Here is a 19,890-nt window from a genome sequence, read left to right on the forward strand (position 1 = left end):
TGTGTCGCGGCAGCGAATAAGACGGGCGGCTACTTTTTTTACTACGGACCCCCCTCATGAAGACACCACAAATCCATCTGACTCTCTCGGCTCTTTTGGTTGCTGCTTTGACCGCCTGCGGCGGCGGTAGCGGCGGCGGGACATCGGATACGAGCAGCAACACGGCCTCGCCGGTGGCAACTGCGGCTTCCAACAACCTGACCGCGTTGTCGGCCACCGCTATCTCCAGCGATAGCAATTCAGAAGCCTTTGACGTGCTGGCCAGCATCGGCGACACCTGGCGCCTGGTGGTGAACAAAACCACAGGGGCTTACACCTTGACGCCCAACAACTCGCAATACGCCCTGGCTGCCGAGTCCGGCACCCTGAGCCGTACCGTTGTGGGCGATGTGGTTACCTACACGTTGGCCAACAAAGTCAGCCTGACCCAAGACACCCGTACGGGCGCCTTGCTGGGCAGCATGACTGTGGGAGGGCAAACCGCCCAAGTCTCGGGCACGCCCTACCAAGTGGCTGACGCCAGCAAGCTGGCCGGTATCTACAACTTCATCGGCACCACCCGCGACAAGGTAGGCGGCACGAACAGCGAGTTCTATGCAGGCCAGCTGTCGATTTCCAGCAATGGCGCCAGCGCAACCCTGTGTGTGGGTGGCGGGGTGGATAGCAGCGGCAATTGCACCGTGGTAGACAGCAGTGGCCAGGCACCCGAGAAGGGCGTGCTGGCCGTCAGCAAGGTGAGCGGCAGCAATGGAGGCTTCTACAAATTAACCATCACAGGCGGCGACAACCAGACCCACGACTTTGGCAATCTGCTGGTGCAAAACGGCAACCTGGGCACCGTGCTGCTGATCGACCGCTATGGCAATGGCGACAGCGGCTTGAGCAACACGGTGCGTGTGGGTAACTTTTACGCGGTGAAGGCGCAAACCTTGCAGAGCAATGAGCTCAATGGCGGATGGACCTGCCCGGTCGGCAACGCTACCGCCACCCTGGCGATCAACGGCAACACCAACGCCGTGACCAACCCTGCAGAAACCCCCAGCAGCTGGACAGAAACCCTGTCTTACAACAAGGTGAACGCCAGCAATGGAGCCTTGCTGACCTTCCCAGGCATGGTTGTCAGCACTTTCAACGGAAGTGGCGTGTTGGCGCTGCCGCTGTCGGCCAGCGTATTGGCGGTGGAGCGCGATGGTGCCCGTAGCGTCACCTTGTGCAGCAAGAAGTAACTTCCAAAAGCGACATCGCCATGCAAGAAATATCTGGAACACTGGCCATGCTCGGCAGTGCAGCAGTCACCCGCAACGCGGCGGGCAAATCATTTGTCCGCTACGACACCATCGAAATTGGGGACCATATCCTGCAAAAAGTCACCACGGCCCAAAGCCTGGAGGACTTCATGCCCCGGGGCCTGGGCCATCCGGTAACGCTGTACCTGGCGGGCAAAAACATCGTCGGCGTGAAGCTGCCCGGAGGCAAGATTTACTACTGGTCCCGCAGCATGGCGACCTTGGTTTTTGTGCTGCTGATGGGCCTAGGGTTTGGCGCTGCGATCTACGGAGGCATTGCCTCGGTAACGAACGGCATGGCGCCCCTGATTGCGCTGTTGGTGTATTGGGGGTTGCTGTACCTCATGTTCGGCACCGAGATCCAGCACATCCTGAAAGTGCAGCCCGTGCTGAAGAGGCTGGGCGGCATTCCACTCAAAAGCTAAAGCCATTTATTGATCAAATAGCCCGCCGGCGCAAGTAATACATGCGCTGGTAGCTATCAAAATAATAGTATTTAACGCACCAGTGTTTCCAGCCGCAGTTGGTCGGCCAGGCTTTCCCGGGCGCGAATGACGTGGGCCTTGTTTCCATCCACCAAGATTTCCGCCGCGCGGCCCCGGCTGTTGTAGTTGCTGGCCATGCTCATGCAGTAGGCGCCAGCGGACAGCACGGCGAGCACGTCGCCGGGTTGCACCGCCAGGTCGCGGTCGCGGCCAATCCAGTCTCCGCTTTCACACACCGGGCCGACCACGTCGTACGCAGTGGTGACATCTGCGCGTGGCGTGACTGGTGCTATGTGGTGGTAAGCCTGGTACATGGCCGGGCGGGGCAGGTCGTTCATGGCCGCGTCGATGATGCAGAAGTTCTTTTGCTCTCCGGGCTTGAGGTAGAGCACCTCGGTCAGGCAGACACCGGCATTGCCCACCAGGGAGCGGCCGGGCTCGATCATCAGCTGGCGTTGGCCGTAGCCACGGGCGTCCAGCTTGGCCAGCAGCTTGTGCCACAGCGCGTCGGCGGCAGGTGGCGTGTCGCCTTGGTAGTTGATACCCAGGCCGCCACCAAAGTCGATGTGGTGCAGGGTGATGCCGGCGGCTTCGATGGCGTCCACCAGGTCCAGCACGCGGTCCATGGCGTCCAGGTAGGGCGTTTCTTCGGTGATCTGCGAGCCGATATGGCAGTCAATGCCCTTCACCTCCAGGCCGGACAAGCTGGCCGCGCGCTGGTAGGTGGCGAGGGTGTCTTCGTGGGCAATACCGAACTTGTTGCCTTTGAGCCCGGTGGAAATATAGGGGTGGGTCTTGGGGTCTACGTTCGGGTTCACGCGGATGCTGATGGGTGCACGCAGCCCCAGGGACAGGGCTACCTCGTTCAGCACTTCCAGCTCGGCTGTGCTTTCCACGTTGAAGCAGCCAATACCCGCTTGCAGGGCGTGGCGCATTTCGGCGCGGGTCTTGCCCACACCTGAGAAGATCACCTTGGACGGCACGGCTCCTGCAGCCAGCACACGCTCCAGCTCCCCTTGGGACACGATGTCAAAACCGCAGCCTGCTTCGGCAAAGACCTGCAGCACGCCCAGGGAGGAGTTGGCCTTCATGGCGTAGCAGATCTGCGCATTGCGCCCTGCAAAGCCGCGCTGGTAGGCTGCTAGCGCGTCCAGCATCGCGGCTTTGGAGTACACGTACAAGGGCGTGCCGTGGGTATGCGCCAGCGCCGCCAGCGACTGGCCTTCCACGCAGAGGACGTTGTCTTGGTAGGCAATATGGGGCTGGCCGGGCAGGGGCGTGGAGGTCATAGGATGGTCGAGCAAAAAGTTTGTGCCATGTTAGTTGCGCCAGCAGGGCAAAGGCCATGGCGAATACAAGGTGTTTTCACGGTCGAGCCTGTAGATCCAAGCTTTTCCGGCAAAACACTTTAAGTCGCGGTTTTCAGGGGGCAGAGGCTGGCTTTTCTGCCGGTTTAAGTATCTCTGGCGTCAGTGTTTGCGGCAGCGTGGCGCGCTTGGCTGCGGCTGGCTCGGTCGGGTGGTAGAGCTCACCCTTCTGGCCGCAGGCGCCCAGAATCACCATACAGGCGGTAGCAACAACGGGTCTGACTAGAATTTGGCTTAACTTCAACATGGCGAAATTGTATGACCGACCCCGAGTTCATGGACCGCGCAGAAATTTTGCTTCAGGCTGTGGAGGCAAGCTGCGACCGCATCAACGACAGCACCGACGCGGATATCGACAACCAGCGCACCGGCGGCATGGTGACGCTGACCTTCCCTAACCGCAGCCAGATCATCATCAATCTGCAAAAGCCTCTGCAAGAGGTATGGATGGCCGCCAAGTCGGGCGGCTACCACTACAAGTTTGATAGCGAGCAGTGGAGAGATACCAAGGGCCAGGGCGAGTTTTTTGCCAGCCTGTCGCGTGATGCCAGCGCGCAGGCGGGCCTGCCGCTGGTGTTCTCCGCCTGATCAGTTTTTGAACAGGTCGAGGATGCGGTTGCGCTCCTCGGTGGCCGGTGGTGCTGGGGGCGCTGTGCCGCCATTGGTGGCGGCCCCCTTGTCGTCCAGGCCCAGGCTGGAGACTCCGCTGGTGCGGCTGTATTCGTTGTAGAACCATTCTCCGCCCACGTTGGTCACGCCCTCGGGTGCCACGAGTTCTGCCACGGGTACGCCGCTGAGGGCCTTTTCCATGAAGCTGATCCACACCGGCAGGCTTAACCCGCCGCCGGTTTCGCGTGCGCCCAGGTTGCGTGGGGTGTCGTAGCCAATCCAGGTGATGGCGGTGAGCGTGGGCTGGTAGCCCGCGAACCAGGCATCTATCGAGTCGTTGGTGGTGCCGGTCTTCCCGTACACGTCGGGGCGTTTCAAGATGCGCTGGGCCGAGGCGGCAGTACCGCGCAACGTGACTTCATTCAGTAGGCTAGACATCATGAACGCGTTGCGCGGGCTGATGGCGCGCATGGTCTCGTTCAGTCCGTTGGGCTTGGTTTCGACCAGCACCTTTCCGCGTTGGTCTGTGACCTTGGTAATCAGCCAGGGGTTGATGCGGTAGCCGCCATTGGCAAATACCGAGTAAGCCGTGGCCATCTGCATGGGTGTGACCGAGCCCGCGCCCAGTGCCATGGTCAGGTAGGCCGGGTGCTTTTCGGCCTCGAAGCCGAAATGGGTGATCCATTCCTGGGCCGTTTGGGGTCCCACGGCCTGCAGAATGCGAATGGACACCATGTTTTTCGACTTGGCAAGGGCGGTGCGCAATGGCATCGGACCTTCAAACTTGCCGTCGTAGTTTTTGGGCTCCCAGGGCTGGCCGCCGGTCACGCCCGCATCAAAGAATAGCGGCGCATCGTTGACCACCGTGGCCGGCGTAAAGCCTTTTTCCAACGCCGCAGAGTAAATAAAAGGCTTGAAGCTGGAGCCGGGTTGGCGCCAGGCCTGGGTAACGTGGTTGAACTTGTTTTTCTGGAAGTCGAAGCCTCCGACCAGAGCCTTGATGGCTCCGTCGCGTGGGTCCAGGGCCACGAAAGCGCCTTCGACCTCGGGCAGCTGGGTGATTTCCCAGGTGTTTTTCGGCGTCTTGGTGACGCGGATGATGGCGCCGCGGCGGATCTTGATATTGGGCGGGGCTTTGTCGGACAGGCCGGATTGGGCTGGCTTGAGCCCGTCGCCGGTGATTTCCACTGCATCGCCGTTTTGGCGCACGGCAGTGATCTTCTTGGGGTTGGCGTCCAGCACGATGGCTGACATTACGTCGCCGTTGTCTGGGTGGTCGGTCAAGGCTTCGTCAATCGCATCGTCCACTTCATCGGCTTTGGTGGGCAAAGTGACAAATTTTTCCGGGCCGCGGTAGATCTGGCGGCGCTCGAAGTCCATCAAGCCCCTGCGCAGGGATTTGTAGGCTGCGTCCTGGTTTTCGGCTTTGAGCGTGGTGTACACATTCAGCCCACGGGTGTAGGTTTCTTCGCCGTATTGGTTGAACATCAGCTGTCGCACGGTTTCGGTCACGTATTCGGCATGTACGCGGTCGTTGCTGGCGCCAGAGCGAACTTTCAGCTCTTCCTTGCGCGCGGCATTGGCCTGTTCCTCGGTGATGAAGCCGTTTTCCTCCATCCGGGTAATGATGTACTGCTGACGCACCTTGGCGCGGGACGGGTTGGTGATCGGGTTGTAAGCGGAGGGTGCCTTGGGCAGGCCTGCCAACATGGCGGCCTCGGCAACCGAGATGTTTTTCAGTGGTTTGCCGAAATAGGTTTCTGCCGCAGCTGCAAAGCCATAGGCACGGTTGCCTAGGAAGATCTGATTCATATAGATTTCCAGAATCTGGTCCTTGCTGAAGGCGTGCTCCAGCTTGAAGGTCAGCAGGATTTCATAGATCTTGCGTGTATAGCTTTTCTCAGCGGTCAGATAGACGTTACGCGCCACCTGCATGGTGATGGTCGAGGCGCCCTGGCTTTTGACGTGCCCCAAATTGGCCAGCGTGGCGCGCACCATGCCTTTGTAATCCACGCCGCCGTGCTGGTAAAAGCGCGCATCTTCGATGGCCAGAACGGCATCTTTCATGACCTGCGGGATTTCTTTGATGGGCGTTAAGGAGCGGCGTTCTTCCCCATATTCGCCCAACAAGATGCCCTCGGACGAGAACACCCGCAAAGGAAGCTTGGGGCGATAGTCGGAAAGATCCGAAATATCGGGCAAGTTGGGGTATGCAACCGCCAGTGCGATGCCGATAACTAATGCAACAGCCAGTACGCCCGCAGCAACGATACCTGAGCCCCACAGCAGCAAACGTAGGGACCAGGTGGCCAGAGTGGATCGGGACTTGGGCGCGGGAGGCGGGGCACTAGACGTGGGTTTTGTGGGCATAACAAACAGAGTGCCAAATAGGGACGATGGGAATGAAAGCTACGTAAATTGCCCTCATTTTGCCTTTACGCTCGGTATGGCTCACGCAGTAGACTTGGCGCATTGTCCGGATACCATGCCGCAGCAGCGGTGTTTTTCAGCCACGAATGGGTTCGGCGTATTGATAAATATGCTTTGCCGGCCCCAATCTTGCTGATAGCATCCCCAAAATTTGTTAGATTTTGTAGCGTCTTGCGCACTACCAGGAGAAGGATTTGATCTCATTGGGATCGTTATTCAGCCGTAAACCTTTGCCGCTATTGGGTATTGACGTGAGCTCATCCAGCCTGAAGCTGGTCGAGCTGGACCACGATGCTGCCGGTAATTTGGTTTTGAAGCGGTGCGCGATTGAGCCGCTCGAACGCGGCTGGATCACCGATGGAAATATCGAAAAATTCGACGAAGTAGCGGAAGCTGTGCGTCGGTTGGTCAAGAAAAGCGGTACTCGCACCAAGAACGTGGCCATGGCGTTGCCTCCATCGGCCGTGATTACCAAGCGAATCGTGTTGCCTGGTGGCATGTCTGATATGGAGTTGGAAGTCCAGGTCGAATCAGAGGCCAATCAATACATCCCGTTTTCTCTGGAAGAAGTGAGCTTGGATTTTTGTGTGGTGGGCCCGAGTGCAAGTTCTGCAGGCGATGTGGATGTGTTGATTGCCGCGTCGCGCAAAGAAAAAGTTCAAGATCGACAAGGGTTGGCGGAGGCTGCAGGCCTGAACCCAGTCGTTTTGGACATTGAGTCCTACTCCTCTCGCTTGGCAGCTTCGCGGTTGATTGAGCGCATGCCCAACCAAGGTGTCAACCTCAAGGTGGCACTGTTTGAGGTAGGAGCTTTGACCACCAGTATGCAGATCATTTGCAACGACGAGGTCTTGTATGAGCGTGACCAGGCGTTTGGTGGTGCTCAGCTGACGCAACTGATCGTCCGGCAGTATGGGTTTTCCCCGGAAGAGGCAGAGTCCAAAAAACGCAGCGGTGAACTGCCAGAGGACTACGCCAGCGTCGTACTGCAGCCCTTTGTGGATAGCTTGGCCCAGGAAGTCGGGCGGGCGCTGCAATTCTTCTTCACCAGTACGCCGTATAACTCGGTGGACATGGTGTTTCTGGCTGGAGGCTCTGCCTCCTTGCCGGGCCTTGTCGAGGCGGTGACCCAGGTTTCTTCATTTGCCTGCACTTTGGTCAATCCGTTCGATGGCATGGAAATGGGTAGTGACGTGCGTCTGAACAAAGTGATGCGCGAAGCGCCTTCGTATTTGACCTCTTGTGGTCTGGCCATGCGGAGGTTTCTGCAGTGATTCTGATCAATCTATTGCCGCACCGTGAGGCGGCCCGAAAGCGTAGGCGTGAGACTTTCAACGCCACCTTGGCGCTGTCTGCAGTGTTTGGCGCCTTGCTGATAGGTGTGGGATTTCTTTGGTATGAAAACCAGATATCTGATCAGCAAGAGCGCAATGCTTTTTTGACCAAAGAAGTCGCGGTGCTAGACGGGCAGATCAAGGAAATCGCCAATATCGAGGCGGAGATCAAGGCTTTGACGGAACGCCAGAAGGCGGTGGAAGACTTGCAGGCGGATAGAAATCTGCCGGTGTATCTGCTGAATGAGTTGGTGAAACAGCTGCCGGACGGCACCTATATCACCAGCCTTAAGCAGGAAGGCCAAAGCGTCGCCATACAAGGCGTGGCGCAATCGAACGAGCGTATTTCCGAGCTATTGAGGAATTTGGCAAACAACTCCCCTTGGCTCTCACGTCCCGAATTGACGGAAATCGTCGCAGGCAGCGTAGCGTTGACGCCAAGGGATCAACGGCGCGTGGCCAAATTCAATCTACGTGTGCGATTGATGCGATCCAGCGAAGTGCAAAAAGCCGCTGATGCTTCCGATGCCGTTCCAGCTTCTGCTCCCGCTCGTCCATAGCAAGACTGTCATGGCTAAAAAACCTTCATTTAATATTGACCTCCCTGCGGTACAGGAGACGGTGCAAAAGCAGTTTCGCAACTTGCACCCCAGTGATCCGTCGCAATGGCCCGTGGTGCCTCGCGCGCTATTGTTTTTGGCTGTAATTTTGGCCGTGGTTTTTGCTCTCTGGTTTGCCTGGCTTAGCAGCTACGAAGATGACCTCAATGCTGAGCGCGCCAAAGAAGTAGAGCTACGCGACACGTACCAGAAAAAATTTGCCAAGGCGGTGAACTTGGATGCGCTGAAGAAGCAGCGTGAGCAGGTGCAGCAATATGTGACGCAGCTGGAAAAGCAATTGCCAAGCAAGGCGGAAATGGCGGCATTGCTGTCGGATATTAACCAGGCAGGCTTGGGACGAAGTTTGCAGTTTGAAGTTTTCCGTCCTGGGCAAGTAATTGTTAAAGATTATTACGCAGAGCTTCCTATTGCCGTAAGAGTTACTGGGCGTTATCACGATATTGGATCTTTTGCTTCCGATGTGGCGAATCTTTCGCGCATTGTGACTTTAAATAATCTTTCAATTCAGCCATTAGCAGATGGCAACTTGTCGATGGATGTGACTGCGCGCACTTTCCGATATCTGGATGCCGATGAAATTGCGGCGCAGAAACCAGGAGCCAAAAAATGAGGTTCCTGTCGTATGCATTGGTTGGGTTTTCGATTGCGCTGTTGGCTGGGTGCGGTGCATCCGGTGAAGATGAGTTGCGCCAATGGATGAGTGAGCAACGCAGCACGGTTCATCCACGTGTCATCCCATTGGTTGAGCCTAAGAAATTTATTCCCCAGGCCTATACTCAAGAAGGCGCTGTAGACCCGTTTAACCTGCAGAAGTTGACGCAGGCACTTAAGCGCGATTCAACCCAGAGCGTGGCGAACACTGCATTGATCGCGCCAGAATTGGCCCGTCGTAAGGAGGCACTTGAGGCCTATCCTGTGGACTCCATGGTCATGGTCGGTAGCTTGCGCAAAGCCGGTCAACCCGTGGCTTTGGTGCGTATTGATAATTTGTTGTACCAGGTCCGTGTAGGCAACCACTTGGGTTTGAACTACGGTTTGGTGACCAAGATTGACGAGTCCGAAATGAGTTTGCGGGAAATCGTGCAAGACGCCACGGGTGATTGGGTCGAGCGGCAGGCTAGTTTGGTGCTACAAGAGAGAGCGAAATGAAAAAGCAAAATCTGAAGGGGTGGCACATGCTAGACCGTTTGGCAATCGCATTGGTAATGGCTGTGGTCTCGGTCACAGCACATGCCCAGACTGCGATCGAATCTGTGACAGGTTCCCTGCAAGGGGGATCCGAAGTTATTCGGATTGATCTTTCTGCGCCATTGGCCGCTTTGCCTTCTGGTGTGTCCATCCAGTCTCCTGCCCGCATCGCATTGGATTTCCCTGGTGTGTCCAACGGCATTGGCCGTTCGTCTATTGATGTGAACCAGGGTAATTTGCGTTCTGTGAATGTGGTTCAAGTGGGTGAGCGTTCGCGCGTGGTGCTCAATCTCAAGCAAGCTACTTCCTACAAGGCGGAAATCAAGGGCAAATCTTTGCTGGTGGTGCTCGACCCAGTTGCCTCGGCTCCGATTATGGCTGCGGCGCCCACTTTTGCGGATAACGGCAGCCGAGACAAGGCGCCGCTAAAGGATATTGATTTCCGCCGCGCTGATGACAATGCGGGTCGTGTGATCGTTTCCCTGCAAAACAGCCAGGTCGGTGTGGATGTGCGCCAGCAAGGCCAGAGTTTGGTGGTGGAGTTCTTGAGCTCTACCTTGCCCGAGGGTTTGCGTCGCCGCTTGGATGTCGCTGATTTTGGTACCCCCGTTCAAACCATCACCACCACCCAACAAGGTGATCGTGTTCGCATGGTTATTGAGCCTAAAGGCGCCTGGGACCACAGCGCCTACCAAAGCGATGGCCAGTTTGTAGTCGAGATACGCCAACAAAAAGTAGACACCACCAAGCTGGTGCAAACGCCAGGGTTCTCTGGTGAAAAGCTGTCGCTGAACTTCCAGAGCATTGAAGTGCGGGCATTGCTGCAGGTCATTGCCGACTTCACTAACTTCAACGTGGTGACCTCTGACTCGGTAACCGGGTCGGTTACCTTGCGCCTGAAAGATGTGCCGTGGGATCAGGCACTACAAATCATCATGGACTCCAAGGGCTTGGGCATGCGCAAGTCGGGTTCTGTCTTGTGGATTGCCCCCAAGGACGAAATTGACGCGCGTACCAAAAAGGACTTGGAATCCATCGCATCTATGCAGGCATTGGAGCCTTTGCAGACCCAGTCGTTCCAAATGAACTATGCCAAAGCGTCGGATATCGTGACGCAATTGGGTGGCTCTGCGAACGGAACTGTCAGCACCGGCCCGCGCTTTCTCAGCGCTCGTGGCACCGCGATATCTGAGCCGCGTACCAACCAGTTGTTCGTAACAGATATTCCGAGCCGTTTGTTAGCTGTTCAGGAACTCATCAAAAAGCTGGATATTGCCGTACGTCAGGTTTTGATTGAGGCGCGAATTGTCGAGGCCTCAGATACATTCGGTAAATCACTGGGTGTAAAGCTGGGCTCTACGGCGGGAAGTTCGACTACTTCGGGAACTGCCGCAGGCAGCTACGGACTTTCTGGTAACACCCGTTTTACGGTTGGTACGAGTTACAGCAATGTGACGGCTAGCAATGGCTCGAGTGGGGCGGCTGTGGATACCAGTAGCAATTTTGTGAATCTGGGGGCCGTAGGGCAGGGAGGGTATGACGCAGCGTCTTTTGCGTTGTCCATTTTTAGCAGTGCAGCGAATCGCTTCTTGAACTTGGAGATATCGGCTTTGGAAAACGATGGGAAGGGTAAGCTGGTATCGAGCCCGCGCATTGTGACCGCCGACCAGACTAAGGCATTGATTGAGCAGGGTACCGAGTTTCCTTACCAACAGGCAACATCCAGCGGTGCAACATCTGTCGCTTTCCGCAAGGCCAACCTGAAGCTGGAAGTCACCCCGCAGATCACCCCTGAGGGCAATATCATTCTGGATCTTGATATCAATAAAGATAGCCGTGGTGAAACCACCTCAGCGGGTATAGCGATTGATACCAAGCACATTAAGACTCAGGTTCTGGTGGAAAACGGCGGGACAGTGGTTATTGGCGGTATCTTTACTCTCGATGAGACAGACAGCGTGACCAAGGTGCCCGTATTGGGCGACATACCTTATTTGGGTAATCTGTTCAAAACAAAAACTCAGGCAAGTACCAAGAAAGAAATGCTGGTGTTTATTACGCCCAAGATGATTATTGAGCGCTCCGCCGCGCGGTAATTGCTGTCGAATTCAAAGCAGGGAAGATCTATGCGTTATGTGAAATATTGGTTGTTGCTATTGGCCGCAGTTGTGCTGGCCGCTTGCGGAGGTGGGGGGAATCCTGGGGCTACAGGTGGCTCCACCACTACGACAACAACCACCTCTTTGCCAGCCATTGCTTTGTCCTTGGTGAATGGGTCTGGCGCGGCGCTCACTGCAAATGCCATTAGTAAAAGTGCCAATTACTATGCAAAAGCCGTCGTGACCGACTCTAGTGGCGCGGCATTGCCTAACCAGTTGGTAACTTTTTCCACCACGTACACGGTTGCAACCTTGGCGGGTAGTGCCTCAGATACTGCTGCGTTGACCGACAGCAGCGGCGTTGCAAAGATATTGATCAGCCCGCTTGATCTCACCACGACGGGCGCCGCACGACTGACTGCAACCACGACCGTGAGCAGCACCACAGTTTCATCCAGCCTTAATTTCAGCACCACTGCGGCCAACGTGTCACTTTCCAATTTGGCGGCTTCGCCTGCCAGTATTGCTGCCCTGGGTACTTCGTCTGTATCTGTGGTGGGTATGGTGGAGGGCGCGGCTGCAGCAGGCGTGAATGTGAAATTTACTGCCAGTTGTGGCACTTTCAGTCCTGCTAGCGTGCCCACCCCAAGTAATGGTGTGGCGAGCTCCACTTACAAGTCTTTGTCCGCTTGCGGAGGGCGCTCTGTCACGTTGACTGCTTCTGCAACAGGTGCCACCGACCAAACTACGTCGGTGGTGGTGGCAGCTGCGACGGCTACCAATATGGTGTTTGATTCGGTGACGTCGCCCACGACAGGCAAGATTTATGTGTCTACAGCGCCGACTGGCGTTAAAAACGCGACGTTGAGATTCAGGGTTGTAGATGCCAGCGGAACCACCGGCTTGGCTTCGCAGGCGGTGAGTTTTTCACTGCCCACTACCGTCGCAGCGGCGGGAGTCACTTTTGCCAGCGCCAGTACGGGGTTGACCACCGATACCGATGGATATGTGTCTGTCACGATCGCGTCGGGCACTATCCCAGTTCCGGTGGTTGTTGTCGCAACTTTGGATTCCAACACAGCGATCACGGCGTCCTCTAATAGCCTGGTGGTGACATCGGGCACACCGTCGCAGTCGAAGGCTGTGCTGGAGGCCAATGAACATAGTTTGGAGGCTTTATCTTGGACAGGTTTGACCACGAAGTTAACTTTTTCTGTCAGCGACCGCTCTGGTAACAACGTACCAGACGGCACTGCCGTGACTTTTGTTGCAGCATCTGGCAACGTCGACGGCGGGTGCGTGCTGTCTAACTCTGTTTGTACTGTGACTTACAGGGCCGATGCTGGCACGCCGCCTGTGAATGGACGGGATATTGTTTTGGCTTATTTGGATGGAGAGGAAAGCTTTGTAGATACCAACGGCAGTGGTGCGTACGACAGTGGTGAAACGTTCACCGATATAGGTCAAGCCTACAAAGATGTAGACGGTAATTTGACTTTTAACGCAGGTGATGAGTTGGTTAACGGTGGCCAGACTGGTACCACTGCTTGCGTGGCGACTGATTCGAATACTCCCTGGGTTGCGAATACATGTGACGGCAGGTGGAGTAGTTCTATCAAGGTTCGCCGCCAGACAACCATTACTTGGTCTGCGGGCTTGAATGCCCGAATGGCGCTCAGTGGATCACGTACTGCATCGGGTTTCTCCGTCATTATCCAAGACTCCACCAATAGAGGGAATGCGATGCCCAGTGGCTCCACTGTGGCTGCAGCCATTACTTCGACGAGTCCTTTGTGTACTGTTAAGTCTGTAACCTCTGCTACTGTGCCGGGGGGGGCTATAAGTGCTACTACCCATGTGGTGGCATTGGACGGCGCCTCAGACTGCACCACAGTGCAGGTAACTGTGACTGTTACTACGCCCAAAGGCAATGTAACCCGGGTTCCTTTCTGATTTGATCTCTCTCGTAGGCCTCCCCGGCTCCGGTAAATCCACCGTCGGCCGCCAACTCGCCCGGCGGCTGCAAGTCCCCTTCACTGACTCGGACCACGTCATAGAGCAGCGCATCGGCTGCTCCATCCGTGAGTTCTTTGAACGTGAGGGGGAAGCGCGTTTCCGCGATGTGGAAGAGTCTGTGTTGGACGAACTGACGCTGCAGCCGCATGGCGTGCTGGCGACCGGTGGCGGCGCAACCTTGCGGCCGGCCAATCGCCTACACCTGAAGGAGCGTTGCCAGGTGATTTACCTGCGTTCCACACCTGAAGAAGTGTTTCGCCGCGTGCGCAACGACGTGAACCGGCCTTTGCTGCAGGTGAATGATCCTTTGACCCGTTTGCGCGATTTGTTTGGGGTGCGGGACCCCCTGTACCGGGAGACGGCGCATTTCGTGATTGAGACCGGTCGTCCATCGGTCGCCAATCTGGTGAACATGATTGTGATGCAGCTGGAGCTGGGTACGCCCCATCCTCCAACTGAGTGAGTGGCGCTGGCGGTAGGCCCGGCGTTCCGCCTTAAACTGTGCGGCTATGCATGCCCTTTCTGCTACTTCCGCCGCTGCCCCTCAAACCGTTTCCATCAGCCTGGGTGACCGCAGTTATCCCATCGTGATCGGCACCCAGTTGCTGGACAACCCCGCCACCTGGGCCGATCTGCCGCGCGCCGCTGCGGCCTTGATCGTGACGAACACTACGGTGGGTCCGCTGTATGCCCAGCGTTTGCAGGCCGCACTGCAGGGGCGCTACGCGGCCATCCACACCGTGGTGCTACCTGATGGCGAGGCGTTCAAGACCTGGGAAACCCTGAATCTGATTTTCGATGCCCTGCTGGGCCACGGCTGCGACCGCAAGACGGTGCTGTTTGCGCTGGGTGGCGGAGTGGTGGGGGATATGACCGGATTTGCCGCCGCCAGCTACATGCGCGGAGTGCCCTTTGTGCAAGTACCCACTACGCTGCTGGCCCAGGTGGACTCTTCGGTGGGCGGCAAGACAGCTATCAACCATCCGCTGGGCAAGAACATGGTGGGCGCCTTCTACCAGCCCTGCAAAGTGGTGTGCGACCTGGATACCTTGGCCACCTTGCCGGCGCGTGAGCTCAGCGCTGGCTTGGCCGAAGTCATCAAATACGGCCCGATTGCCGACATGGCGCTGCTGGATTGGCTGGAGGCGAATATCGATGCTTTGCGCGCGGGCGACCCAGCCGCCCTGGGTTACGCCGTCAAGCGCAGCTGCGAGATCAAGGCCCATGTGGTGGGCCAGGATGAGCGTGAGTCCGGCCTGCGGGCGATTCTGAATTTTGGCCACACGTTCGGCCATGCGATCGAGGCCGGCATGGGCTACGGCGCCTGGCTGCACGGCGAGGGCGTGGGGAGCGGCATGGTAATGGCGGCGCATTTGTCCCAGCGCCTGGGCGGCGTGGACATGCCGTTTGTTGAGCGCCTGACCCGCCTGGTGCAGCAGGCGGGTTTGCCCACGCGCGGCGCCGTGCTGGATGCTACCGACAACGCGGGCCGCTACCTGCAGCTGATGCGGGTGGATAAAAAGTCCGAGGCCGGTGAAATCAAGTTCGTGCTCATTCAGCCGCCAGGCAACGCAGTGATGCGCGGTGCGCCCGATGCACTGGTGCGTGAAGTGGTTGATTACTGCTGCGCCTAGTCTGCACCTGTTTGCTATTTAATTGGTAGCTGCTTGCGCAGGCTCTATATGCGCTAGCGGCCTGTTGGATTGGAATGATGCAATTAGCCCCTTACGCCTGCAACCCGGCCGCTACGCGGGGTCGCCGCTTTCCGGAAGTGGCTGCGCCCACGCGCACTGAATACCAACGCGACCGTGACCGCATCGTCCATTCCACCGCTTTTCGGCGTCTGGTTTACAAAACCCAGGTGTTTTTGAACCACGAAGGTGACTTGTTCCGTACGCGCCTGACCCACTCCATCGAGGTGGCACAACTGGGTCGCTCCATCGCCAGGGCGCTGGCACTGAACGAAGACCTGGTGGAGGCGATTGCTCTGGCGCATGATCTGGGTCATACCCCGTTTGGCCATGCGGGCCAGGACGCGCTGAACGCCTGCATGGCTGACTACGGCGGTTTCGAGCACAACCTGCAAAGTCTGCGCGTGGTCGATGCGCTGGAAGAGCGCTACCCTCAGTTCGACGGCTTGAACCTCACTTTTGAGACCCGTGAAGGCATTTTGAAGCACTGCTCTCGCAGCAACGCCGAAAAGCTGGAGGCCTTGGCGCCCGTACACCCCGATGGCCGTGGTGACGTAGGCCAGCGCTTTCTGGCGCACACCCAGCCCAGCCTGGAGGCGCAGCTGTGCAATTTGGCGGACGAAATCGCCTACAACGCACACGACATTGACGACGGCGTACGGTCTGGCCTGATCACGCTGGAGCAGCTGCAAGAGGTGCCGTTGGTGGCCCACTTCCATGACCAGACCTTGGCTGAATACCCACAGCTGCCGGCCCGCCGCCTGTTGTACGAGTCCATCCGCCGCATGCTCAGTGCCCAGGTGTATGACGTGATTGCGGCCACCCAAGCCGCCGTGCAGGCAGCTGGCCCCATGGATGCGGATGCCGCGCGGCTGTGTCCACCCCTGCTGTCGTTTACCCCACACATGCGCGTCCAGTCCCTGGAGCTGAAGCGTTTTTTGATGAAGAACCTGTACCGCCACCCCCGCGTGGTAGAGACGATGGACCTGGCCAAGACCATGGTGCGCCAGTTGTTCGACGCCTATCTGGCCGCGCCTCAGGAGATGCCGGCGCGTTTTGCCTCGCGCGAGACGGAGGCCGTGCCGCGCAATGTGGCCGACTACATCGCCGGTATGACGGACCGTTACGCCGCCCGCGAGCACGAACGCTTGACGGGCCAGAAATTGTGGGGATGATGACCCCATGCCTATGTGATTTGGAGCCGCGATGAGTTTTCTGAACCAACTCAAAAACCAGGCCCATGCACTGCGCGACCAGCACAGTGCGCAACAGCACACGGCCGAGACCCGTTTGGCCCAGACCGAGGCAGCCTGCAAGACGATTGCTAGCTACCTGGTTGACCTGGCACAGCAGCTGAGTGTGATCACGCCGCTCGCGCCGGCTTTCTCGCTCGACGGCAAGACCCCCTGGCCCGCCATGCGCCTGGTCGATTTTCGTTGCGATGTGCGCCAGAAGCGGCTGCGTGGGGTCGATGTGGTGGACTACATTGGCATGGGCTGGCGTGTGGTGCCGCTGGATGGGCCACCGGTGAAGGGGGCGGTCAGCGTCAACTTTCCGCCCGATCTGGAGCGCGTTGAGTCGCGACTGACTCTGGGCCGCCTGAAGCACGATCGGCAAGAGATACGCCACCCCGAGTCGCGCAAGCTCTTATCTATCCGCTTTGAATACATGACCGAGTTGATGGGCAGCGTACGCATCACGCCCGACCATGACCAGGCCCTGCTGGCATTCCGCATCAGCAACGCCAATGGCTTTGATGTATTGAGCGCCGAGCGACCCGCCGCAGAAATCAACCAAGGCCTGATGGACGAGCTGGCGCGCCTGCTGCTGGCCCAGCCGAACCGATTTCTATGACTAATGCCTTGGTCCCAAGCGATGCCACTGTGGTGGATGACATGCGCCGCTGGCTTGAGCGCGCCGTGATTGGCCTGAACCTATGTCCCTTCGCCAAGGCCGTGCATACCAAGGGCCAGATCCACTATGCCGTCAGTCCAGCGCTGGATGCCGAGGCTTTGCGCGAGCAGTTGATTGAAGAGCTTAATGGGCTTCTAGCGCAGGAACCGTCTGCGCGGGATACTACACTTTTGATAGCGCCTAGGGTGCTGCAAGACTTTCTGGACTTCAATGCTTTCCTGGGCGAGGCAGACCGCGTGCTGCGCCGCATGCGACTGGAAGGCACGGTGCAGATCGCCAGCTTTCACCCCGACTTCCAGTTTGGCGGCACCGAGCCTGACGACATCACCAACTACACCAACCGCGCCCCTTACCCCTGCCTGCATTTGCTGCGCGAGGCTAGCATCGACCGCGCCGTAGCGGCCTTCCCCGAGGCCGAGGCCATCTTCGAGCGCAATATGGAAACACTGGAGGCATTGGGGCAAGCCGGCTGGGATTCGCTTGGCGTGGCTGCAACTGCACACCCCCAGGCTTGCCCACTTCGTGTGGCCGCCAACCCCCTTGCAGGGGGCGAACCCGATGGTCCGGCACAGCCGGTCCCATGGGTTCCTGGTGTGGCCTCCGAGTCGTTACGATCACCCCATGAAGATTCCTAAACACAAGTTGCTAGTGGCTCCTGCGCTGCCGCCTGAAATCGACCCGGCCCAGTCCGTTGAGCTGCTCAAAGAGCTGCACATCCTTACCCGTGACGGCAAACTTAACCAGGATTCGCGCCGCAAGCTCAAGCAGGTCTACCACCTGTTCCAGTTCATCGAAAAGCTGCTGAAAGAGATGCCTGCGGGCGAGGCCGGCTTGACCCTGGCCGACCACGGCGCGGGCAAGTCCTATCTGGGGTTCATCGTCTACGACCTGTTCTTCAAGGCTTTGGGGGCGGGCCATATCTATGGCATAGAGACCCGTGCCGAATTGGTCGCGAAGTCGCAGGAGTTGGCGGCACGCTTGGGCTTCGCCCGGATGTCGTTTCTGAACCTGAGTGTGGCCGAGTCCACTGGCTCAGACCTGTTGCCACAGCGCATTGACGTTGTGACCGCGCTGCATGCCTGCGACACCGCGACCGATGACGCCATTGCCTTCGGCTTGCAAAAGAAGGCGAGGGCCATGGTGCTCGTGCCTTGCTGCCAGGCCGAGGTGGCTGCTTGTCTGCGCCAGAACAAGGCCTTGAATGGCACCAAAACTCCGCTGGCCGAGCTGTGGCGTCACCCGTTGCACACCCGGGAGCTGGGCAGCCAGGTCACCAATGTGCTGCGCTGTCTGTACCTGGAAGCCTGGGGCTACCAGGTCACCGTGACCGAGCTGGTGGGCTGGGAGCACAGCATGAAGAACGAGCTCATCATCGCCAAATATACCGGCCAGAAAAAGCGGGCCGCAGCCGAGCGCTTGGCTAGTCTGCTGGCTGAGTTTGGCTTGTCTGGCCTGGCGGATACCCGTTTCAAGCTGCCTGAAACCAGCACTATAGCCAGTGCTTAGCTTCTAGCCATGCGCCCAGAAGCCACCGTGCAGTTGCCAACCGTGGCCGGTCTGCACCCAGCGGTGCGGAGTCCAGGCGTAGCCCGGGCGGTGGGCTTCCCAGTGGCCGGGGTGCCATACATGGCGGCCACCTTCCCAGATCCACACGCCTGACAGCCAGAAATAGCCGGGGGCAGGTGCTACGCCAATCACCTCCACCTGGGGCGGAGGAGGTGCAACTTCGGTGTACACCACGGGGCCTGCGGGTTGTGCAGGCGTGGTGTAGACGATCTGTTGCCTGGGCGGTGCCACTACGCAGCCAGACAGCGCTACAGCGCCCAATAAACCCGCCAGAACCGGAACCGCAAATCGAATACGCATTGTGTTTTCTCCGTGGCAAGCCATATGTTGCCGACCCTTCTATAACAATTCACAGCCGTCAGACATCTACAACTTTTGCCGTAATCTTTTGTAAAGAAAAATAGGGGTCAGATTCCAATTACCATCGGCATTCCTTGGCTCCAACTTTTTTGCGTATGGCCCGCCTTCCCCGACTGACCTTGCCCGGTGTTCCCCACCACGTGATCCAGCGCGGCAACAACCGTCAGGCTATCTTTGAGGAAGCGGCGGACTACAACTTCTTCATCGATCTGCTGGCCGAGAACGCTAAGCGTTTTGATGTGCAGGTGCATGCTTATGTGCTGATGGGCAACCATTTCCATCTGCTGGCCACGCCGGAAACGGACCGGGGCCTGCCACAGATGATGCAGGCGGTCGGGCGGCGCTATGTGCGCTACTTCAACGATAAGCAGGGCCGCAGCGGCACGTTGTGGGAAGGGCGTTACCGGTCCACGCTGGTGCAGACCGAGCGCTATCTGCTGGCCTGCATGGTCTATATTGACCTGAACCCCGTGCGTGCCGGCCTGGTGCAGGACCCGCGCGACTATCCGTGGTCCAGCTACGGCCATGCGATCGGCCTGCGTGCGGACAAGCTGGTCGCGCCCCACCCGCTGTGGTGGAACTTGGGCAATACGCCATTTGCCCGTGAAGCGGCCTACGCCAATTTGGTGCAGGCCGGCATCACGGCGACCCAGCAGCATGAACTGACCGAATCCGCGCTCCGGGGGTGGGCGTTAGGGGATGCGGATTTTGTTGCGGATTTACAAAAGAGAACCGATCGCAGGTTGACGCAGTCTGTTGCTGGCCGCCCAGTTTCGCGAAAAGAGGGGATATGAAAAAGGCTTTCAGCGCTTATTAAATAAACACTCTTTGCTATTTATTTTGATTTGTCCCTAAATATTTTTTGATGCAGTTCATTTTGAGTTAATTGGAATCTGACCCCGATTATTGTGCTTGGCATTGTTGT

General features: G+C 57.8%; 20 protein-coding genes. 16 read left to right on the plus strand and 4 right to left on the minus strand.

Translation table 11 applies throughout. The features are described from left to right. Positions 1–56 precede the first annotated feature (56 nt). Positions 57–1,226 carry a hypothetical protein gene (locus AC4BBN_RS12115; protein ID WP_490592230.1) on the plus strand — a complete coding sequence of 390 codons (1,170 nt, stop codon included), beginning with the start codon at positions 57–59 and terminating at the stop codon, positions 1,224–1,226. 20 nt (positions 1,227–1,246) lie between these two features. After that, positions 1,247–1,711 (plus strand): hypothetical protein, encoded by a 465-nt coding sequence (locus tag AC4BBN_RS12120; protein ID WP_490592231.1) that lies wholly within the window; start codon positions 1,247–1,249, stop codon positions 1,709–1,711. A gap of 71 nt (positions 1,712–1,782) precedes the next feature. Here the strand turns inward: AC4BBN_RS12120 and lysA are convergent, their stop codons facing one another. Both lysA and lptM read right to left on the minus strand, forming a co-directional pair. Then, positions 1,783–3,060, minus strand: coding sequence for a diaminopimelate decarboxylase (lysA, locus tag AC4BBN_RS12125; protein WP_490592232.1), 1,278 nt, complete (start codon positions 3,058–3,060; stop codon positions 1,783–1,785). 133 nt (positions 3,061–3,193) lie between these two features. Continuing rightward, positions 3,194–3,385, minus strand: coding sequence for an LPS translocon maturation chaperone LptM (gene lptM / locus AC4BBN_RS12130; protein ID WP_490592233.1), 192 nt, complete (start codon positions 3,383–3,385; stop codon positions 3,194–3,196). 11 nt (positions 3,386–3,396) lie between these two features. On the opposite strand from lptM, the gene cyaY reads away from it, so the two are divergent. Beyond that, positions 3,397–3,726: an iron donor protein CyaY gene (cyaY, locus tag AC4BBN_RS12135; protein ID WP_490592234.1), complete on the plus strand. Its 330-nt coding sequence runs from the start codon at positions 3,397–3,399 to the stop codon at positions 3,724–3,726. Here the strand turns inward: cyaY and AC4BBN_RS12140 are convergent, their stop codons facing one another. After that, positions 3,727–6,117 carry a penicillin-binding protein 1A gene (locus AC4BBN_RS12140; protein WP_490592235.1) on the minus strand — a complete coding sequence of 797 codons (2,391 nt, stop codon included), beginning with the start codon at positions 6,115–6,117 and terminating at the stop codon, positions 3,727–3,729. Positions 6,118–6,371: 254 nt separating this feature from the next. Between AC4BBN_RS12140 and AC4BBN_RS12145 the strand changes: the two genes are divergently transcribed. The 12 genes from AC4BBN_RS12145 to AC4BBN_RS12200 all read left to right on the plus strand — a co-directional run bounded on the left by AC4BBN_RS12145 (position 6,372) and on the right by AC4BBN_RS12200 (position 18,545). Then, on the plus strand, positions 6,372–7,451 hold the full coding sequence (locus AC4BBN_RS12145) for a pilus assembly protein PilM (protein ID WP_490592236.1): 1,080 nt from the start codon (positions 6,372–6,374) through the stop codon (positions 7,449–7,451). Beyond that, positions 7,448–8,071 (plus strand): PilN domain-containing protein, encoded by a 624-nt coding sequence (locus AC4BBN_RS12150; protein WP_490592237.1) that lies wholly within the window; start codon positions 7,448–7,450, stop codon positions 8,069–8,071. Before AC4BBN_RS12145 ends, AC4BBN_RS12150 begins: the two co-directional genes overlap by 4 nt. 10 nt (positions 8,072–8,081) lie before the next feature. Continuing rightward, complete coding sequence (locus tag AC4BBN_RS12155) at positions 8,082–8,741, plus strand: type IV pilus inner membrane component PilO (RefSeq protein ID WP_490592238.1); 660 nt, start codon at positions 8,082–8,084, stop codon at positions 8,739–8,741. After that, complete coding sequence (locus tag AC4BBN_RS12160; protein WP_490592239.1) at positions 8,738–9,280, plus strand: pilus assembly protein PilP; 543 nt, start codon at positions 8,738–8,740, stop codon at positions 9,278–9,280. The genes AC4BBN_RS12155 and AC4BBN_RS12160 overlap by 4 nt, the downstream gene beginning before the upstream one ends. Next, on the plus strand, positions 9,277–11,415 hold the full coding sequence (locus tag AC4BBN_RS12165; RefSeq protein ID WP_490592240.1) for a type IV pilus secretin PilQ: 2,139 nt from the start codon (positions 9,277–9,279) through the stop codon (positions 11,413–11,415). The genes AC4BBN_RS12160 and AC4BBN_RS12165 overlap by 4 nt, the downstream gene beginning before the upstream one ends. Before the next feature lie 30 nt (positions 11,416–11,445). Next, on the plus strand, positions 11,446–13,371 hold the full coding sequence (locus AC4BBN_RS12170; RefSeq protein WP_490592241.1) for a hypothetical protein: 1,926 nt from the start codon (positions 11,446–11,448) through the stop codon (positions 13,369–13,371). Between the two features lies 1 nt (position 13,372). Continuing rightward, on the plus strand, positions 13,373–13,897 hold the full coding sequence (locus AC4BBN_RS12175; RefSeq protein WP_490592242.1) for a shikimate kinase: 525 nt from the start codon (positions 13,373–13,375) through the stop codon (positions 13,895–13,897). Positions 13,898–13,943: 46 nt separating this feature from the next. Beyond that, on the plus strand, positions 13,944–15,068 hold the full coding sequence (aroB, locus tag AC4BBN_RS12180) for a 3-dehydroquinate synthase (RefSeq protein ID WP_490592243.1): 1,125 nt from the start codon (positions 13,944–13,946) through the stop codon (positions 15,066–15,068). Between the two features lie 77 nt (positions 15,069–15,145). After that, entirely contained in the window at positions 15,146–16,300 is a 1,155-nt protein-coding gene (locus AC4BBN_RS12185; RefSeq protein WP_490592244.1) for a deoxyguanosinetriphosphate triphosphohydrolase, read from the plus strand. A 31-nt stretch (positions 16,301–16,331) separates the two neighbouring features. After that, positions 16,332–16,979: a hypothetical protein gene (locus AC4BBN_RS12190; RefSeq protein ID WP_490592245.1), complete on the plus strand. Its 648-nt coding sequence runs from the start codon at positions 16,332–16,334 to the stop codon at positions 16,977–16,979. Continuing rightward, complete coding sequence (locus AC4BBN_RS12195; protein WP_490592246.1) at positions 16,976–17,674, plus strand: DUF1415 domain-containing protein; 699 nt, start codon at positions 16,976–16,978, stop codon at positions 17,672–17,674. The genes AC4BBN_RS12190 and AC4BBN_RS12195 overlap by 4 nt, the downstream gene beginning before the upstream one ends. Next, a complete protein-coding gene (locus AC4BBN_RS12200; RefSeq protein ID WP_490592247.1) occupies positions 17,661–18,545 on the plus strand; it encodes a class I SAM-dependent methyltransferase in 885 nt (294 codons plus the stop codon). The genes AC4BBN_RS12195 and AC4BBN_RS12200 overlap by 14 nt, the downstream gene beginning before the upstream one ends. Before the next feature lie 3 nt (positions 18,546–18,548). On the opposite strand, the gene AC4BBN_RS12205 is transcribed toward AC4BBN_RS12200, so the two are convergent. Then, positions 18,549–18,905 carry a hypothetical protein gene (locus tag AC4BBN_RS12205; RefSeq protein ID WP_490592248.1) on the minus strand — a complete coding sequence of 119 codons (357 nt, stop codon included), beginning with the start codon at positions 18,903–18,905 and terminating at the stop codon, positions 18,549–18,551. Positions 18,906–19,060: 155 nt separating this feature from the next. Between AC4BBN_RS12205 and AC4BBN_RS12210 the strand changes: the two genes are divergently transcribed. Then, positions 19,061–19,759, plus strand: coding sequence for an REP-associated tyrosine transposase (locus tag AC4BBN_RS12210; protein ID WP_490592249.1), 699 nt, complete (start codon positions 19,061–19,063; stop codon positions 19,757–19,759). Positions 19,760–19,890 lie beyond the last annotated feature (131 nt).

Source organism: Rhodoferax sp. SPJ21 (assembly GCF_058216335.1).

Bases quoted from the DNA above. Each gene is read 5' to 3' on its own strand.
- aroB (WP_490592243.1), top strand. From the start codon at position 13,944: ATGCATGCCCTTTCTGCTACTTCCGCCGCTGCCCCTCAAACCGTTTCC.
- AC4BBN_RS12120 (WP_490592231.1), top strand. From the start codon at position 1,247: ATGCAAGAAATATCTGGAACACTGGCCATGCTCGGCAGTGCAGCAGTC.
- lptM (WP_490592233.1), bottom strand. From the start codon at position 3,385: ATGTTGAAGTTAAGCCAAATTCTAGTCAGACCCGTTGTTGCTACCGCC.
- AC4BBN_RS12170 (WP_490592241.1), top strand. From the start codon at position 11,446: ATGCGTTATGTGAAATATTGGTTGTTGCTATTGGCCGCAGTTGTGCTG.
- lysA (WP_490592232.1), bottom strand. From the start codon at position 3,060: ATGACCTCCACGCCCCTGCCCGGCCAGCCCCATATTGCCTACCAAGAC.
- AC4BBN_RS12115 (WP_490592230.1), top strand. From the start codon at position 57: ATGAAGACACCACAAATCCATCTGACTCTCTCGGCTCTTTTGGTTGCT.
- AC4BBN_RS12195 (WP_490592246.1), top strand. From the start codon at position 16,976: ATGACTAATGCCTTGGTCCCAAGCGATGCCACTGTGGTGGATGACATG.
- AC4BBN_RS12155 (WP_490592238.1), top strand. From the start codon at position 8,082: ATGGCTAAAAAACCTTCATTTAATATTGACCTCCCTGCGGTACAGGAG.
- AC4BBN_RS12140 (WP_490592235.1), bottom strand. From the start codon at position 6,117: ATGCCCACAAAACCCACGTCTAGTGCCCCGCCTCCCGCGCCCAAGTCC.
- AC4BBN_RS12205 (WP_490592248.1), bottom strand. From the start codon at position 18,905: ATGCGTATTCGATTTGCGGTTCCGGTTCTGGCGGGTTTATTGGGCGCT.
- AC4BBN_RS12160 (WP_490592239.1), top strand. From the start codon at position 8,738: ATGAGGTTCCTGTCGTATGCATTGGTTGGGTTTTCGATTGCGCTGTTG.
- AC4BBN_RS12185 (WP_490592244.1), top strand. From the start codon at position 15,146: ATGCAATTAGCCCCTTACGCCTGCAACCCGGCCGCTACGCGGGGTCGC.
- cyaY (WP_490592234.1), top strand. From the start codon at position 3,397: ATGACCGACCCCGAGTTCATGGACCGCGCAGAAATTTTGCTTCAGGCT.
- AC4BBN_RS12210 (WP_490592249.1), top strand. From the start codon at position 19,061: ATGGCCCGCCTTCCCCGACTGACCTTGCCCGGTGTTCCCCACCACGTG.
- AC4BBN_RS12165 (WP_490592240.1), top strand. From the start codon at position 9,277: ATGAAAAAGCAAAATCTGAAGGGGTGGCACATGCTAGACCGTTTGGCA.
- AC4BBN_RS12190 (WP_490592245.1), top strand. From the start codon at position 16,332: ATGAGTTTTCTGAACCAACTCAAAAACCAGGCCCATGCACTGCGCGAC.
- AC4BBN_RS12200 (WP_490592247.1), top strand. From the start codon at position 17,661: ATGAAGATTCCTAAACACAAGTTGCTAGTGGCTCCTGCGCTGCCGCCT.